Source organism: Mesorhizobium sp. W016, from assembly GCF_054719485.1.
This window is the reverse complement of the sequence record NZ_JBTTIF010000002.1, coordinates 1303541-1318961: the sequence shown is the minus strand read 5'-3', so window position 1 is coordinate 1318961 and position 15421 is coordinate 1303541. Positions and strand designations below refer to the sequence as shown.

At 63.4% G+C, this 15421-nt stretch carries 17 protein-coding genes, 1 pseudogene and 1 riboswitch; of the genes and pseudogenes, 9 read left to right on the top strand and 9 right to left on the bottom strand.

Annotated features, from left to right (window positions below; genetic code table 11):
• The first annotated feature begins 187 nt into the window (after positions 1-187).
• The 6 genes and pseudogenes from ACYG9V_RS06930 (at position 188) to ACYG9V_RS06905 (ending at position 4714) form a co-directional block, all read left to right on the top strand.
• Positions 188-955: a L,D-transpeptidase gene (locus tag ACYG9V_RS06930; RefSeq protein ID WP_023668871.1), complete on the top strand. Its 768-nt coding sequence runs from the start codon at positions 188-190 to the stop codon at positions 953-955.
• Between the two features lie 99 nt (positions 956-1054).
• Complete coding sequence (locus ACYG9V_RS06925) at positions 1055-2221, top strand: diphosphate--fructose-6-phosphate 1-phosphotransferase (protein WP_352763943.1); 1167 nt, start codon at positions 1055-1057, stop codon at positions 2219-2221.
• The gene (locus tag ACYG9V_RS06920) at positions 2221-2985 is read left to right on the top strand and encodes an MBL fold metallo-hydrolase (RefSeq protein WP_352763942.1); all 765 of its coding nucleotides are present in this window, start codon (positions 2221-2223) and stop codon (positions 2983-2985) included. The genes ACYG9V_RS06925 and ACYG9V_RS06920 overlap by 1 nt, the downstream gene beginning before the upstream one ends.
• Positions 2986-3000: 15 nt before the next feature.
• Positions 3001-3231, top strand: a pseudogene (locus tag ACYG9V_RS06915) (PDZ domain-containing protein); the annotation flags it as partial.
• A 134-nt stretch (positions 3232-3365) separates the two neighbouring features.
• Positions 3366-3977 (top strand): sulfite oxidase-like oxidoreductase, encoded by a 612-nt coding sequence (locus ACYG9V_RS06910; protein WP_023684287.1) that lies wholly within the window; start codon positions 3366-3368, stop codon positions 3975-3977.
• The gene (locus tag ACYG9V_RS06905) at positions 3974-4714 is read left to right on the top strand and encodes an FAD-binding oxidoreductase (RefSeq protein WP_023696909.1); all 741 of its coding nucleotides are present in this window, start codon (positions 3974-3976) and stop codon (positions 4712-4714) included. Before ACYG9V_RS06910 ends, ACYG9V_RS06905 begins: the two co-directional genes overlap by 4 nt.
• A 45-nt stretch (positions 4715-4759) precedes the next feature.
• On the opposite strand, the gene ACYG9V_RS06900 is transcribed toward ACYG9V_RS06905, so the two are convergent.
• The 8 genes from ACYG9V_RS06900 to ACYG9V_RS06865 all read right to left on the bottom strand — a co-directional run bounded on the left by ACYG9V_RS06900 (position 4760) and on the right by ACYG9V_RS06865 (position 12600).
• Positions 4760-6226, bottom strand: a complete 1467-nt coding sequence (locus ACYG9V_RS06900) for a nucleotidyltransferase family protein (RefSeq protein WP_023715523.1) — start codon at positions 6224-6226, stop codon at positions 4760-4762.
• The gene (locus ACYG9V_RS06895) at positions 6226-6918 is read right to left on the bottom strand and encodes a glycosyltransferase family 2 protein (RefSeq protein ID WP_245260052.1); all 693 of its coding nucleotides are present in this window, start codon (positions 6916-6918) and stop codon (positions 6226-6228) included. The genes ACYG9V_RS06900 and ACYG9V_RS06895 overlap by 1 nt, the downstream gene beginning before the upstream one ends.
• Positions 6903-7655: a glycosyltransferase family 2 protein gene (locus tag ACYG9V_RS06890; protein WP_352763938.1), complete on the bottom strand. Its 753-nt coding sequence runs from the start codon at positions 7653-7655 to the stop codon at positions 6903-6905. The genes ACYG9V_RS06895 and ACYG9V_RS06890 overlap by 16 nt, the downstream gene beginning before the upstream one ends.
• A 33-nt stretch (positions 7656-7688) precedes the next feature.
• Positions 7689-8432 carry a glycosyltransferase family 2 protein gene (locus ACYG9V_RS06885; protein ID WP_023742566.1) on the bottom strand — a complete coding sequence of 248 codons (744 nt, stop codon included), beginning with the start codon at positions 8430-8432 and terminating at the stop codon, positions 7689-7691.
• Positions 8429-9478 carry a serine kinase gene (locus ACYG9V_RS06880; RefSeq protein WP_352763934.1) on the bottom strand — a complete coding sequence of 350 codons (1050 nt, stop codon included), beginning with the start codon at positions 9476-9478 and terminating at the stop codon, positions 8429-8431. The genes ACYG9V_RS06885 and ACYG9V_RS06880 overlap by 4 nt, the downstream gene beginning before the upstream one ends.
• Positions 9479-9630: 152 nt before the next feature.
• Positions 9631-10053, bottom strand: coding sequence for a PqqD family protein (locus tag ACYG9V_RS06875; protein ID WP_023826455.1), 423 nt, complete (start codon positions 10051-10053; stop codon positions 9631-9633).
• 161 nt (positions 10054-10214) lie between these two features.
• The gene (locus ACYG9V_RS06870; RefSeq protein ID WP_023738042.1) at positions 10215-11315 is read right to left on the bottom strand and encodes an FAD-binding oxidoreductase; all 1101 of its coding nucleotides are present in this window, start codon (positions 11313-11315) and stop codon (positions 10215-10217) included.
• 37 nt (positions 11316-11352) lie between these two features.
• The gene (locus ACYG9V_RS06865) at positions 11353-12600 is read right to left on the bottom strand and encodes an aromatic ring-hydroxylating oxygenase subunit alpha (protein WP_023715520.1); all 1248 of its coding nucleotides are present in this window, start codon (positions 12598-12600) and stop codon (positions 11353-11355) included.
• 117 nt (positions 12601-12717) lie between these two features.
• Positions 12718-12919, bottom strand: a riboswitch (cobalamin riboswitch).
• A gap of 499 nt (positions 12920-13418) precedes the next feature.
• Between ACYG9V_RS06865 and ACYG9V_RS06860 the strand changes: the two genes are divergently transcribed.
• The 3 genes from ACYG9V_RS06860 (at position 13419) to ACYG9V_RS06850 (ending at position 14199) form a co-directional block, all read left to right on the top strand.
• Complete coding sequence (locus ACYG9V_RS06860; protein ID WP_023668885.1) at positions 13419-13625, top strand: DUF680 domain-containing protein; 207 nt, start codon at positions 13419-13421, stop codon at positions 13623-13625.
• 65 nt (positions 13626-13690) lie between these two features.
• Entirely contained in the window at positions 13691-13894 is a 204-nt protein-coding gene (locus tag ACYG9V_RS06855) for a DUF680 domain-containing protein (RefSeq protein ID WP_352763930.1), read from the top strand.
• A gap of 71 nt (positions 13895-13965) precedes the next feature.
• A complete protein-coding gene (locus tag ACYG9V_RS06850; RefSeq protein WP_023715518.1) occupies positions 13966-14199 on the top strand; it encodes a DUF680 domain-containing protein in 234 nt (77 codons plus the stop codon).
• A gap of 73 nt (positions 14200-14272) precedes the next feature.
• On the opposite strand, the gene ACYG9V_RS06845 is transcribed toward ACYG9V_RS06850, so the two are convergent.
• On the bottom strand, positions 14273-15385 hold the full coding sequence (locus tag ACYG9V_RS06845; RefSeq protein ID WP_460221928.1) for an ABC transporter ATP-binding protein: 1113 nt from the start codon (positions 15383-15385) through the stop codon (positions 14273-14275).
• Between the last annotated feature and the right edge of the window lie 36 nt (positions 15386-15421).

Below are 15421 nucleotides of genomic sequence, written 5' to 3'. Positions count from 1 at the left end.
TGCGGAGGAATGTAAAGAGCCCTCTCCCAAAAATGCACGGCGGACCATTTCGCCAGATCGCTGCGGCTATTGGCGGCACAGGCTTAAGACCGGTCGTTGGGCCTTCACCCTTTTTCAACCATGTTTGGCGAAACTGCCTGCCATCCGGCCGGACCGTGTTTCCCGCCGACAGCGTAGGGTTGGGTGCATGCGTGAGTTGCCGCAGAATGTGACGCCGCCAGCAAATGGCGACGCAAACGAGACCGAACATCTCTATTCCCGCCGCTTCGTCCTGTCAGGGGCCGGCGCCATGACGCTGCTCGGCATGGCCGGCTGCAGCACTTCGACGCTCGAGCTGCCGCAATTCCAGCTGGATGACACGGTCACCGGCTCGGTGCGGCCGATCCGTCCGGCGATCAGCGTCGACAAGAACGTCACCGGCCCCGATGTCATGTACGCTTCGCTCAACGATGGCGGCTTCGAAGTGCCGGCGGTGCCCTATCAGAAGGTCAAGCCGGAGTTCCGCCGCCAGATCGTCGTCAACGAGACCGGCGAGGCGCCCGGCACGATTGTCGTCCATCTGCAGGAGCGAAAGCTCTATCTGGTGCAGGAGGGCGGCGACGCCATCCGCTACGGCGTCGGCATCGGCAAGGACGGCTTCCGCTGGTCCGGCCGCGCCAACATCCAGTACGGCAAGGAATGGCCGACCTGGACGCCGCCGCCGGAGATGATCCAGCGCAAGCCGGAACTGGTGAAATGGCAAAACGGCCAGCCCGGTGGCCTCACCAACCCGCTCGGCGCACGCGCCCTCTACATCTACCAGGACGGCAAGGACACCGGCTACCGCATACACGGTTCGCCGGAATGGGCGAGCATTGGCCAGGCGATGTCGTCGGGCTGCGTGCGCCTGATCAACCAGGATATCATCGACCTCTACAGCCGCGTTTCCAAGAAGAACCCGGTCGTCGTCGTCTGATCCTATGCGGCGGTTTGGCGCCGCTGGAAACTCCCGTTGCGCGATGCGGCAAGCTAGGCCAAGGTGCCTTGAAAACCACAGCGCCGGGAGAGATCGAGCATGGCTGGAACGTTTGTCATCGCACAGGGCGGCGGCCCGACCGCCGTCATCAACCAGACGGTTGTCGGGGCCACGCTGGAAATCCGCAAGCGCCATCCCGGCGCCAAGGTGCTGGGCTCGCTCCACGGCGTGCGCGGCATTCGTGACGGCAACTATGTAGACCTCTCCGCCATCCCCGAGGACCGGCTGCGGCTGATCGCCGGCACGCCGAGTGCAGCCCTCGGCTCGACGCGCGACAAACCGGATGCCGCCTATTGCGAAGTCATCCTCAACGGGTTGAAGAAGGCCGGCGCCGACGCTTTCATCTACATCGGTGGCAACGACACGTCGGGCACGCAGCAGATTCTGACCGACGCCGCCGGCGGCAGCATTGCTTTCGTCCATGCGCCAAAAACCATCGACAACGACCTCGAGGAAAACGACCACACGCCGGGCTTCATCTCGGCGGCCGAATTCGTCGCCGGCGCCTTCCTGTCCGTCGATCTCGATTTCCGCGCATTGCCCGGCATCTATGTCGGCATCGTAATGGGTCGGCATGCCGGCTTCCTCACCGCGGCGGCTGCAGCCTGGCAGCTCGATCCCGACAGCGGCCCGCATCTGGTCTACGTGCCGGAACGGCCGTTCTCCGCCGCCGGTTTCATCGACGACGTGCGCGCCACGCTCGACCGCCACAAGCGTTGCATCGTCGCCGTCTCCGAAGGTGTCAGCACCGCCGACGGCAAGGCGCTGGTCGAAAGCCTGGTGCCGCCGGAGAAGCTCGAGCGCGACGCGCATGGCAACGTCAAACTGTCGGGCAGCGACCTGCCGTCAGCTCTGGAACGTGCGCTCGCCGAAGGCCTCCCGGGCAAGCGCGCCCGCGTCGATGCGCTTGGCTACATGCCGCGCGGCTATGTCGGCGCGATCAGCGCCGTCGACGCGCAGGAGGCTTTCGACGCCGGCGCCTTCGCGGTTGCCGTTGCCGGCGAAGGCGGTGGCTCGGTGGCGCTGCAATATGACGGCACGAAAACCGTGCTGAAGAAGGTGCCGCTGAAGAACGTCGCCGGCAAGACGCGCCATATGTCCGACGATTTCATGAAGCCCGATGTCAACCAGCTGTCGGAAGCGGGCATGGCTTACCTGAAGCGGCTGGTGCCGGAAAAATACAAGGTGGGAAAGCCCTTCGTCTGATGGGCGGCCGTTTTGGCGGCACCCGTTTTGGTGGCGAGCGCGTTGTCGGCGACTGGTTCGGCAAGACGATCATCGACGACCGCACGACGATGCTGACCGAGCCGTTCGTGCATGATTTCGTGCGCGCCAACATCTGGCATTTCAGGGGACGCGACGCCGACCTGCTGGTCGACACCGGCATGGGCATCTGCCCGCTGGCGCCTGAGATCGACACGCCCGAGGGCAAGCCGCTCATTGTTGTCGCCACCCACATCCATCTCGACCATGTCGGCTCGCTGCACGAGTTTCCGCTGCGCGCCGGGCCGCGGCACAGTGCCGAGCATTTCGAGACCATGAACGATCAGGTGACCTACGCCTACATGTTCAACAATCTCGACGGCGCCGTTTCGAAATTGCCGGCGCCGGGCTGGACGGCGGCCGACTACAAGATTCCGCCGGCGCCGCTGACGCGCACGCTGGACGAGGGCGACATCGTCGACCTCGGCGACCGGCAGTTCCGCGTCCTGCATCTGCCCGGACATTCGCCGGATTCGATCGCTTTGTTCGACGAGGCAGACGGCCTGTTCTTTGCCGGCGACGCCATCTACGATTCCACGCTGATCGACGACCTGCCGGATTCCTCCCGGCCTGATTATCGCCGTACCATGCAGCGGCTCCTTGACCTGCCTGTTCGCCTCGGCCATGGCGGCCATGGGCCGAGCTTCGACGGCAACCGGATGCGCGAGATCGCCACAGCCTATCTCAGGCGCACCGGAGCCCTCTGACGACATTGGGATTGGAACCAGCGTGGCGCCGTGGTCGAGCGCGTCAATCCGGACAAGGCAGCCGCCAATGCCGGCCTGCAGCCGGGCGACGTCATCGTCGCCGTCGACCGGTCGCCCGTGCGGGATGCGCGGCAAGCCAACCAGGCGATCGCCGAGACCGGCAGATCGGGCCGGAAGTCGGTGCTGCTTTTGGTCGACCGGGGCGACGCGCAAATCTTCGTCGCCGTACCCTTCGCCGCCGGTTGAGTCATGATGCGGCGGGCTCGCTGAACGATCGGCAGGCCTGCCTCACGGCCCCGCCAAAATTCCTGTTGCCCGCCGCGACATCTTCGAGAACATTACGGCAGGCCGGCAATGGCCTGCTAAAAACGGACAGTCCGATGGTCACTCGCGGTTTTTCCTCCGGTCGAAAGCCTCCGACGGAGACCGATGCGCGCATTCCGCCCGGTCAGTATCTCGAACAGGGCTTTCCGGTGCTGTCGGCGGGGCCGACGCCGCGCGTGCGCACCGAGGACTGGTCGTTCACGCTCAAGCACGGGCCGCGCCCGATCAAGAAATGGAACTGGGCCGAGTTCAACGCGCTGCCCTTGACCAAGATGACGCGCGACATCCATTGCGTTACCGCCTGGACCAAGTTCGATACCGCCTGGCAAGGCGTGCTGGTCGACGACATCCTTGCCGATGCAGGCATCGAAGCGCCGACCGGCTTCCTGCTGGCGCATGGCTATGACGGCTATACCACCAACGTGCCGGCCAAGGATCTCACCGCGGGGAAGGCGATGGTGGCGCTGCTTTATGAAGGCAAGCCAATCACTGCCGACCATGGCGGCCCGGCGCGGCTCCTGGTGCCGCATCTCTATTTCTGGAAATCGGCTAAATGGCTGAACGGGCTGCAGTTCACCGAGCGCGACGAGCCGGGCTTCTGGGAATTGCGCGGCTATCACATCTATGGCGACCCGTGGCGCGAGCAGCGCTATAGCGGCGATCCATGAGCGAAGCGCCGCAATCTCCCTGGCAGACGGCGAAAATCACCCGGATCGAAAAGCGGACGCCTCGCGTCACCAGTTTCTTTTTCGCGCTGTCACGGCCATTCGCCTATCGCGCCGGACAGCATGTCGACGTCAGGCTGACGGCGCCTGACGGCTACCAGGCGCGCCGCTCCTATTCCATCGCCTCGGCGCCGGAGAGCGGCGCCACGATCGAGCTGGCGATCGAGAAGCTCGACGACGGTGAAGTCTCGCCCTTCTTCCACGACATCGCCGCGGTCGGTGACGAGATCGAACTGCGCGGGCCGCTCGGCGGCCATTTCGTCTGGTCCGATGGGGATGGCGGGCCGCTGCTTCTGGTCGGCGGCGGCTCCGGCGTGGTGCCGCTGATGGCGATGGTGCGGCATCGAACCTTGCGCAAATCGGCGGTGCCGGTGGCGCTGATGTTTTCGGTGCGGGTCTGGGACGAGGTGATCTTCCGCGACGAGCTGATCGGTCTCGGTGACCGCCGCGACGGGTTCGAGCTGGTGCTGACGCTGACGCGCGAGGCCGTACGGCGCCCGTCCGACTATTCGAGGCGCATCGACACGGCAATGGTCATGCAGGCGCTCACGCGGCTGCCGCGGCCGCCGGCGCTCGCCTTCGTCTGCGGGTCGAACGCCTTCGTCTCGGCGGCTGCCCAGGCGCTGATCGACGCCGGTATATCAGCGGAAATCATCCGCACCGAGCGCTATGGCGTCTGAGAGGGCCACAGTGGTTCACCGTTTCATGGAAACAGCCACCCGCTCTCAGGTGGGTGAAAACCTTGCCGACAGCAATTGGAACGGCAGCGCGCCATAGGCGGCGACTTCGGCCTCATTGTCCCAGTTGCGGAACTGGCGCGATGGCCGTGCCTCGATCACCAGAGGCCGGCCGGTGTCGTCCACCGTTACCTTGCCGCGAAAGCGCAGCACACGTCCGCCGCCGGCGCGGCTGATCACCATGGAACGCAGGCGGGCGACATGGCCGCCGCCGGCATTGATTTCCATCTCAATGCGGCGCCGGATTGGTGGAACGACGATCCTGACGGTGACGTCCAGCACCATCGCTCCAGTCCTGTCCGGACGCGGCAGGGGCTGGGAAAGTGCAAACGGCGCCGACGTCGCTCTTGCCTTGCGCAATGTCGGCCTGCCGCGCCAGACGGCGGGCGTCGGCTGCTGCAGGCGGCCCTTTTTGCGTTTGAGGCGCAACTGCTTGGCAAAGCCGCGCGACAGCCAAACGAGGCCGCCGAAATCGGTACGCGGCTTGGCCTGCAGCACCGAGGACCAGCGCGACAGGCCGGCGCGGTCGGCCAACTCAATCGTCTTTGCAAGTTCGGCCTCCGGCACCGCAATGCCGATCTCCAGGCAGAGATAGGAGAGCGCCACCGCCGCGGCGACGGCGAGGCCCCGCTTGGCGACGATGTCGCCGAACACGCCCCAGTCGACTGCGCCACTCTCGATGGCGACCGCACAGTCAACCAGCCAGTCGCTGTGGGTGTGGGCATCGAGGCCGCCATGTGCGATGGCGAGCGCCATGCGGTCGGCCGGAGAGGGCACAAGCACGCGGACGCCATTGAAATCGGCTGACAGCGCCCGCTGCCAGATCGCCAGATCATCTTCCGCGCTTTGCTGCGACCCGTCATAAGCGAGCTGGTGCAGGTCGATGTCGCCGAAACTGCCCTTGAAAAAATTCATCGAACGCAAGGACGCCAGCCTGGTGCGCAGATATTGCGGACTGACGCCGGTGGCGATCTGCCAGTCGCGTTCGCTAAGCACATCGAAGGCGGCAATCATGGCCTGCGAGCGCACCAGTATGTCGATGTCATGCGCCACCCGGCCGCGCTGCGCCGACGCGTTGACGGCGATGCGGCTGGCGCCTTTGATAAGCATCACCGCGCAGCCGGCGTCGATCATGGCCTGTAGCGCCGGCTCGGCCTCGCGCGCAGCCAGTCGCGATTTGGTCCACAGCATCTTTTGCAGGCCGACAAGACGTGGATAGGCCGGATGCCCAGCGAGCTTGCGGCCGAACCTGTCGGAGATCGCGGCCAGCAGCCGATGCTCGCGGAAAGCAGCATGGTCGATATCGTTCTCGTCGAGCCAGCGCGCCGCATAGGCCCCGGCCGCCTCTTCATCGGGGAGCAATGCGGCCTTCAGCAACTGGTCGAGGCCGCCAGTGGGCCATGACCAACCATAGTCCGGAAACCGACGGCCGATACGGCGCATGGCATTGGCCATCAGTCGGCGCTCGCCTTTTTCGCTGCTCGCCTTTGCATGGCCAGCCTTACGACTTCGACATAACCGCGGTCGCGCACGGGGTCGCGTCCATAGGACATGCTGTCGGGCCGGATGCGGCGCAAGGTTAGGACATCGTCGAGCATGGCAAGCGCAAAGCCCGCCTCGCGGACACGGGCGATCCAGTCGACCATGTCGCCGCGACCGCCTTGCGGGTCGATGATCGGACCGACGGCCTCGGCTACCTCCCGGCGGATCATCATCGTCGTGCGCGACCAGCCCGCCACGGCCACGTCCTGTTGCACATCGGGCTTGTCATCGCGAAACGTCCGCCAGTGGGCAAAGACTCCTGCCGTCGCGGGAAACCGCTCGAAATGCTCCAGCTGCCTTTCGATCTTGGTCGGCAGCCACAGATCGTCCGCATCGAGCGTGGCGACGAAGGGCGTCGCCAGCGCGGCGATGCCCCTGGTGGTGGCGCTGCCTGGTCCGGCATTGTCCTGGCGCAACACCTGCACCGGCATGCCCAGCGCATTGACCACCGCGACCGTATCGTCGGTCGAGCCGTCATCGACGACGATTATGGCGTCGGGCTGGACCGTCTGGGCCGCGACCGATCGCAGCGTCTCGGCGATGGTGGCGGTCGCGTTGAAGGCCGGAATGACGACGCCGTAGCTGGCCATCACAGGAAACGCCAATTCGCAAGTTCCTTGAAATCGAAGATGCCGTCGACAGGGTGCAAGGAGCGGTCGGCCTCGCGCCGTTTCATCGACTTGTAGACGGCGCGCATGAATTCGCGAAAAGGAACATCGGCCTGCCTGGTCATGTTGCCGGGATGGCGCCGGTAATAGAGCGCAACAGTGTCGGGCATCGTGAATTTCGGCCCGCTTTCGAAAGTGCGCAGCAGATAGTCGGTGTCCTCGGCCTGGTGGAAATCCTCGTCGAAGCTGCCGATGCGTTCGACCAATCGCCGGACGAAGATAGCGGGAGACAGGTGAATGCCGCGAACCGTCACCGAGTGGCTGTCGGCTGTCGGCTCCAGCGTATCGTCATCTATGTCGTCGACCAGCGTCATGCGCGAATAGGTGAGCTCGAGGGTGCGGTCTGTGTCGAAACAGGCCAGATCCGCCTTGAAGCGGCCCGGCGGGGAAATGTCGTCGGAATCGAGAAACGATACCAGCCCGGTCTGCGGCAGCAATTGCCGCAAGCCCGCGTTGCGTGCCCGCGTCACCCCGGCATTCTGCTGCTGGAAAAGGCGAATGCACGGCGCCTCCGCGATCAGCGAGCGCACGACCGCCACCGAACTGTCGGTCGAACCGTCATCGATAACGATGATGTCGAGATCGGCGGCATCGCGCTGCCTCAGCAGCGAGCGCAGCGCCGAGCCGACATGGCGTTCGCGGTTGTAGACCGGCATGATCACGCTCAGCTTCACGCACGCATTCCAGGCTGTGATCTATTCATTCTTTCACCACTCTGCCGGGCGCTTGATCTCGAAAAGCCCCTCGACCGGGCGCCGCGACGGATCGGCCTTGCGCCGCCGCAAGGATTTCTGAATTACACGTAGGTATTCGCGCACCGCCACATCCCTTTGCTTGGTCAAATTGCCGGGGTGGCGCCGGTAGTATACCGCGACGGTGTCGGGAAAAATGTGCTTTGGGCTGGTTTCGAAAATGCGCAGCAGATAGTCGGCGTCTTCGCCCTGCCGGAACTCCTCGTCGAAAGCACCTGTACGGTCGATGAGTGCCCTGCGGAATATCCCGGCGCTAAGGCTGACGCCGCGCACGGTGGGACCTGCGCCGCCCGGTGCCGGCTGAAGGGCTTCGTCGTCCATGAGATCGACGCGCGTCATCAGCGAGTAGGTCAGCTCGAGCGCAGGGTCGGCCGCGAACAGGGGTAGGCCAGTCTTGAATCGTCCAGCCGGCGAGACGTCGTCCGAATCCAGGAACGACACCAGTTCGGTTTGCGGCAGCAACTGCCTCAGCCCTGTGTTGCGCGCGTTGGCCACGCCCTGGTTTGCCTGCTGGAACAGGCGGATGCACGACGCTTCCCGCATGATGGCGCGGACTGCTTCAACGGAGCTGTCCGTCGAGCCATCGTCGACAACGATGATATCGAGATCGGCATCGTCGCGTTGCCTGAGCAGGGACCGCAACGTCGAAACGACATAGATCTCCCGATTGCAGACCGGCACGATGACGCTCAACTTCATGCGGAGCCCCGAAGGACGAAATCCGCAATCGTGCCGGCGATCTCGCGCGGCTCGGTCCCCAGCGACAGCCGGTAGCATGGCAGATCGCGGGTAAGCTCGCTGAAAAAGCGAAAGCCCGCTTCCCGCTCGCCCGGCATCTGCACGATTCCTGACGGGGCCAAGGCGATCATGGCATCCTTGCGCGATATGGGCATGACCGAGCTTCTCGCACCTCCCCTGATATGGGGCACTATCAATGCAATAATGTCCAGACTTGCAGGAGGTGGTCGAGGCGCGATCTCGTCGATGCGAAAGGCATGCTTGCCTTGCCAGTTCAGCGGTTGGTACGACTTTAGCCGACCCTCCAGCTTCAGCCGCTTGAAGCCCTCCGGATCCTGCTTGAGCGTGGCAAACAGCGGATAGGCCGTCACCCCCTCGGTCCGGTCGATCAGCACATAGTCGTCGCCGACGCTATCGAGCCCATTGAGCAGGCCGGCGACGACCGTTCCCGATTTGCCGGCACCGCCGGAGCCCGCCAGCAACACGCCCTTGCCATCGATGCCCAGCGTGCCGGCATGGGTGAGCCGCATGCCGCGCGCCGCATATTCCCAATGCAGGAAGGCGCGCAGCGGCGCCCCTTGTTCCCATGGCGGAAAGGCGTCGGCCGACATCATCAGCTGCGCCCCGACATGGCGTTGCGGATCATGGAACTGCCAGAAGTCGAGGTCATGATAGTAGCTGCCGCGCAATCCGGCCTCTTCCAGCCGGTTGGCAAAGGCATGATGGTTGTAATCGCCTCGGCCCCAGGTGGCCGGGGCGAGGACGCCATCGATGCCCGGGTGGGCGACGAAAATGCGGCAGCCGTCAGATGCAGACGGATTTTCCGGGGCCGGTATGAAGGCATGGCTCATGGCTTCCGCCAGCGTGCCATGGTCGAGGTGGACACTCAGCTCCAGTCCCGGCAACCGCACGCTGGCGGTAACGGGATAGAAGGCGGCGGCGCTTTCCGCGGCCGCCAGCGCATGGCGGGCATAATCCGGCAGGGTTTGCAGCGTGATCAAAGGCATGTGTTGGTTGTTCAGCGTCCAGAATTGCGCCGGGTCGCCTGATGCATGTCGCTCGGGGTGGCCCCGGTTTTGAGACGACGACATGCATAAAATCAAAGATCTAAACCGCGTCGCCTGAGTCCGTTCAAACGCGACGCGCTTTAGGGAAACGATTATGCCTGTTTCACCGCCGGCCAGCCGAGAGGTTCCTCAACCTCATGGATCGGGTCGACAATGATGAGATCGGCAAGGTCGTCATGGACATCGACCTTGAGCGGCTCATTGCTGGCAGCAAGCGCAGCCGACAGCTCGCCCGAAAGCGGTTGTGCCGGTGTTTCGGCTGGCGCAAGCAACCCGAAATCGAGCAGTCGGGCAACGAAGCTTTCGAGGTCGGCCAGGCTTGTTTTTGCGGCGCCCGCGGCAGCTCCGACCAGTGCTTCAGTGGCGACGCCGGACGACAAAGCCTGCCAGACCCGGCTGCCGGAATCGGAAAAGCCGAAATACTTGCCGCTCGAAAGATCGAGAACGACGGCTTCGCCATCGAATGATTCGAAAACGATGTCCTTGCTTGCGACCGCGTAGACCCGCTGTTGCATCGCTCTGTCCCCCGTCCCATGCGCCCTGAAGGGATGCGCCGGCTTCACGGTCTGCCCAGCCCTTCCTAAGTGCGTCTAAATCACTCGGCCTATGCTTGGCAAGACAAAGACCCGCGAACACAACGCCTGCGTCGGCGACCGTTGCGGCGAAGTCGACCGGCTCAAGCCTCGATTTCGAGCGCCGACAACGGTTTCGAGCAGCAGGCAAGGATGAAACCGTCATCGATCTCGTGGTCGAGGATGCCGCCATTGTGGCTCATCTCGACTTCGCCGGAGACCTTCTTCACCTTGCAGGTGCCGCACAGGCCGAACTCGCAGGCGGCGGGAATCCGCACGCCCGAGCTGCGCGCGGTCTGCAGCACGGTCTGGCCGGCGACGCAGCCGGCGTCGACCTCCGAAAGCGAGAAGCGGATCGGCGTCACGGCTTCGACAGGTGCAGCGATGCCGTCCTCGACCGGGGAGGCAAACGGCGCCGGAATTTCCTCCACCACAGGCGCGGCAAAGCTCTCCTGATGGTATTTCGTCATGTCGAAGCCGGCGGCATCCAGCATGCCGCGCACGGCGCGCATGAACGGATCGGGGCCGCAGCAGAAGATTTCGCGCTCGCGGAAATCCGGAGCCAGCAAGGGCAGCCGGATCGCATCGATGCGGCCCATATGGCCGTACCAGCCTTCGCGGCTGGAACGTTCCTCGATCATGAAGCCGAGCGACAAGCCGGGCATATGGCCGCCGAGCAGTTCGAGTTCCTTGCGGAAGATGATCTCTTCGGCACGCCGCGCGCAGTTGACGAAACCGACATCGGTCCATGGCGCGCAGTCGTTCAGCCAGCGCAGCATCGACATCATCGGCGTCACGCCGGAGCCAGCCGAAATGAACAGGTATTTGGCCGCCGGGTGGCTGTGCAACGAGAAGTCGCCCGCCGGTCCATAGGCCTTGACATGCGAGCCGGGTGCCAGATGGTCGAACATCCAGCGCGTGCCGATGCTGCCGGCCTGCGCCTTGATCGTCACCGCGATCGAAAAGGGCCGCGATGGCGATGACGACAGCGTGTAGGTGCGCATCAGCGGCCCGTCCGGTGTCGGCAGTTCCAGCGTCAAGAACTGGCCCGGCTTGTAGCGGAACCAGGTCTGGTTGTCGGAGCGGAAGGTGAAGGTCTTGACGTCGGGCGCCTCGTCGCTGACGCCGATCACTTCCAGCACCTGCAGCCTATCGTTCCACGGCGCCATCTGGTCGAGATGGCGATAGAGCCCAAGATCCGTCATCGCATTCATCCTCTGGTCCCTCTTCGCCTGCTCCAGCTCACGCGACGCTGCGCAGCGCCGGCCGGCCGCCTTCGGCAAGGCGCGGGCCGATAAAGGCCGCGTACCATTCGACGAACTGGATCACGCCGCCCTCGTGCAGCTCCGAATAGGGGCCGGGCTCATAGGCCGGAGACAGGATGCCAAAGGCGTTTTCCTCGACGATGCGGCGGTCCTGGTCGTTGGTCTCGGTCCAGACATGGGTGAGCTCCTCAAGGTTGTAGTCGACCCCCTCGACCGCATCCTTGTGCACCAGCCACTTGGTCGTCACCGCGGTTTGCGTAGCGCTGATCGGCAGCACCCGGAAGGTGACCGCATGGTCGATCAGTATGTGGTTCCAGGTCGTCGGATAGTGGTAGTGCATCAAGGTGCCGATGCGGTCGGCGGCAACAGTGTCGGACAGGTTCTTCGTCACCGCGCGCTTTCCGGACATCGTGTAGCTGACGGCATCGCGCAGCAGCGGCGCGCGGGTGGCGCGGTATTGCCCGGCCGGATCGATGCGGAACTTGCTCGGCAGGCCCGCCGCCTCGCATTTCGCCCAGTGCGCAAGCATCTCCGGATCGCTGTCGGCGCCCTGCACGCCGGTCACCGTCGGCGCTTCGGGGAATGTCTTGCACAGCTCCGGATGATTGCCGGCGCAGTGATAGCATTCGCGGTTGTTTTCCCAGACCAGCTTCCAGTTGCCCTTCTCGATGATGGTGCTCTCGAAGGCGACCTTGGCTTCATTCAGCCGGTGCGGCTTGAGGTAGGGCTCTATCATGGCGCGCATCGGGGCAAAGTCGGCAGGTTCTTTTGCCAGGCAGATGAAGATGTAGCCGCCGACGCTCTCGCAGGCGACGGGCTTCAGGCCGAACTGGCTCTTGTCGAAACCGTCGGCCATCTGGCGGGCAAACAGCAGCCGGCCGTCAAGCTCGTAGGTCCACTGGTGATAGGGGCAGACAAGCTTTGCCGCCATGCCCTTCTCAGTGTTGCAGACACGGCTGCCGCGATGGCGGCAGGAATTGTGAAAGGCGTTGATGTTGCCCTTCTGGTCGCGGACCAGCACCACCGGATAATCGCCGATCTGCACGGTGATATAGCTGCCGGGCTTCGGCAGTTCGCAATCATGGCCGATGAACAGCCAGTCGCGATACCAGATAAGCTCCATGTCGAGCTTGAAATAGTCCGGGTCGGTGTAGAAGGGCTGTTCCAGCGAAAAGCCTTGCTTGCGGCCGTTCAGGAGCCTCAGCATGTCGTTGCGCGTATCCATAGTTCTGTCCTCGTGGTTTAAGGACTGAACTTGGTGGTGATGGAGGAAGGATCGGACGCAGGCCGGCGCGGCGCCGGACATGCACTATCCACCTCTTGACCGCCCACCGCGATCAGTCGAGTCTATGCATCTCGGGCTGGTTTCCGGGCTCTGGAGTTGTCCTTGCGGACCATCGCGACACCTTCCCAGGCTGCTGCCCAGTGGTCTCCCGTTGCGACTTCAACTCCACCACCGTTGCGGGGGCAGCGCCGGATTCTGACCGGCTTCCCAATTCTCCGCTGCGTCGTCACGAAGCGGCACCTGAGATGCGATCATCTAATCACGGCAGCGATCGCGACGTCGGCATGAAAGCGACATCATATCCATGCGGCGCGACACGCGCGGCATACGCCCCGCCGACCACCGAAGGGCTGAGATCCTGTCTTGCGGCGCTATCATCGCCGTTTCGAATTGCTGCGGATCCAGTTCCGATCGGGGGCAAAAAGGGCTCAACGGTATCGAAAAGTTACTATTAGCAATCTCTAATCGAACCGAACGGTTCGTTTCTGTTGACAATGCGTGCAGGATGGTGTGAACGACGGCCCGGAAACCGACACCGGAGCGAACCACTCGGTTCGACATAAGCGACTGAAAACAATGCGATAAATGACCATAGAGGAACTTCCTGGCACAATTTCAAGGTGCAGGACCGTGGTCCACACGGAACAACTTCGTGATTGGAAACCAGCCTATGGCTTTCCCACATCGGAGCTGTCCGAACGACGCGAATTCCTCCCAAGACACGCCGCTAGACGGACAGACAAACTGGAGTACTAAAAATGAAAAAGATCATCCTCACTGCCGCAGCCGTTTTGGCGATCACCGGCAGCGCCTTCGCCGGTAGCGACAATTACGGTTCCAATGGTGCGAACCAGCCAGCCGTCTCGGTCGACAGCTCGTATACGGCTTCCATTCAGAAGCCGGCGCACGCTGACAAGCAGCCTGTCGTTCAGGGCGCCGACCGCGACCTCTACGGCAATCGCTGATCCCGACCAAAGAAGGGCGGCTACCCCGTCGCTCTCGGGATCCCAAAAAATTCAGGAGTATTGAAATGAAAAAGATCATCCTTGCTGCCGCCGCCGTTTTGGCCATCTCCGGCAGCGCTTTCGCCGGCAGCGACAACTACGGTTCGAACGGCGCCAACCAGCCTGCGATTACGTCGACCGATAGTGGCCATACGGCTTCGGTTGAGAAGTCGGCTCCAGCCGAGGAGGCGCCTGCCCACGGTGCCGACCGTAACCTTTTCGGCCGTTAAAAGCCGGTTCCCAGCACGCGGCGGGCTTATCCGCTGCAGCTGGCGGCATCAGAAAAATTCAGGAGACTAAAATGAAGAAGATCGTTCTTGCCACCGCAGCCGTTCTGGCTGTTTCGAGCGCTGCCTTTGCCGGCAGCGACAATTATGGCTCCAATGGCGCCAACCAGCCGGCCGCTGCCGTCGACACCACCCGCACTTCGTCGACCGGCACCAACTCGGCGGTCTACAAGCTGCTGAACTCGTCGAACGACCAACAGAAGTTCGTTCCTCAGAGCAGCGACAGGGATCGGTTCGGCAACAACTAACAGCCGAAGCTTAAAAAAAGAGCGGCGGGCCTGGCCCGCCGCTCTTTTTTCATGCCTGTACGACGCAGCTATCTCAAGCCGCCTTCACTTCCACCGGCTTGAGCGAGAAGGAGTGCCCATCGGCGTCGAAGATGTGCAGGTCCCCGGCATCCGCGGTCAGTCGCAGCTTTGCCCCGCGCTTGACCTCGACATTGCCGGGCAGCTTGGTCACCAACGGCAGGTCAGCGCGGCCGATATCGACATAGACAAGCTGCACCTCGCCGAGTTGCTCGACATAGTCCACCACGCCCTCGAAAAGATATTCCGCGCCGGTGGCGGCCGACAGATCCTCCGGCCGCACGCCGAAGCTGACTGCCGCACCCTTTGCTGACGCCGGCGTTGCGATCGGCACCGTTGCCTTGCGGCCGCCGACATGGCTGACGATTGTCGGGTTGCCCGTCCTGTCGATTGTCGCCGGCAGGATGTTCATGGCCGGCGAGCCGATGAACTGGGCAACGAACAGATTGCCGGGCTTCTTGTAGAGGTCCATCGGCGTGCCGACCTGCTCGATATGGCCATCCTTCAGCACGACGATGCGGTCAGCCAGCGTCATCGCCTCGACCTGATCGTGGGTGACGTAGATCATGGTCGTGGCAGGCATCAATTCCTTCAGCTTGGCGATCTCGATGCGGGTGGCGACGCGCAGCGCCGCGTCGAGGTTCGACAGCGGCTCGTCGAACAGGAACACTTTCGGGTTGCGCACGATGGCCCGGCCGATGGCGACGCGCTGGCGCTGGCCGCCCGACATGGCCTTGGGCAGACGGTCGAGATATTTGGTCAGCTGCAGGATCTCCGCTGCCTGCCGCACCCGCTTGTCGATCTCGGCCTTGCTTTCCTTGCCGATCTTCATCGAGAAGGCCATGTTGTCGTAGACGGTCATGTGCGGATAGAGCGCATAGGACTGGAACACCATGGCGATGCCGCGCTTGGAAGGCGGCACATCGTTCACCACCTCGCCGGCGATCTTCAGCTCGCCGGAGGTGATCTCCTCAAGCCCGGCGATGGACCGCAGCAAGGTCGACTTGCCGCAACCCGACGGGCCGACGAAGACGATGAACTCGCCCGATTTTATGTCGAGGTCGATGCCGTGGAGAATGTGCAGATTGCCGTATGATTTCTTCACCTGTCTCAGCGTGACATCGGCCATAATTTCCTCCCAGTGATTTCCCTAGAGAACCTGGAT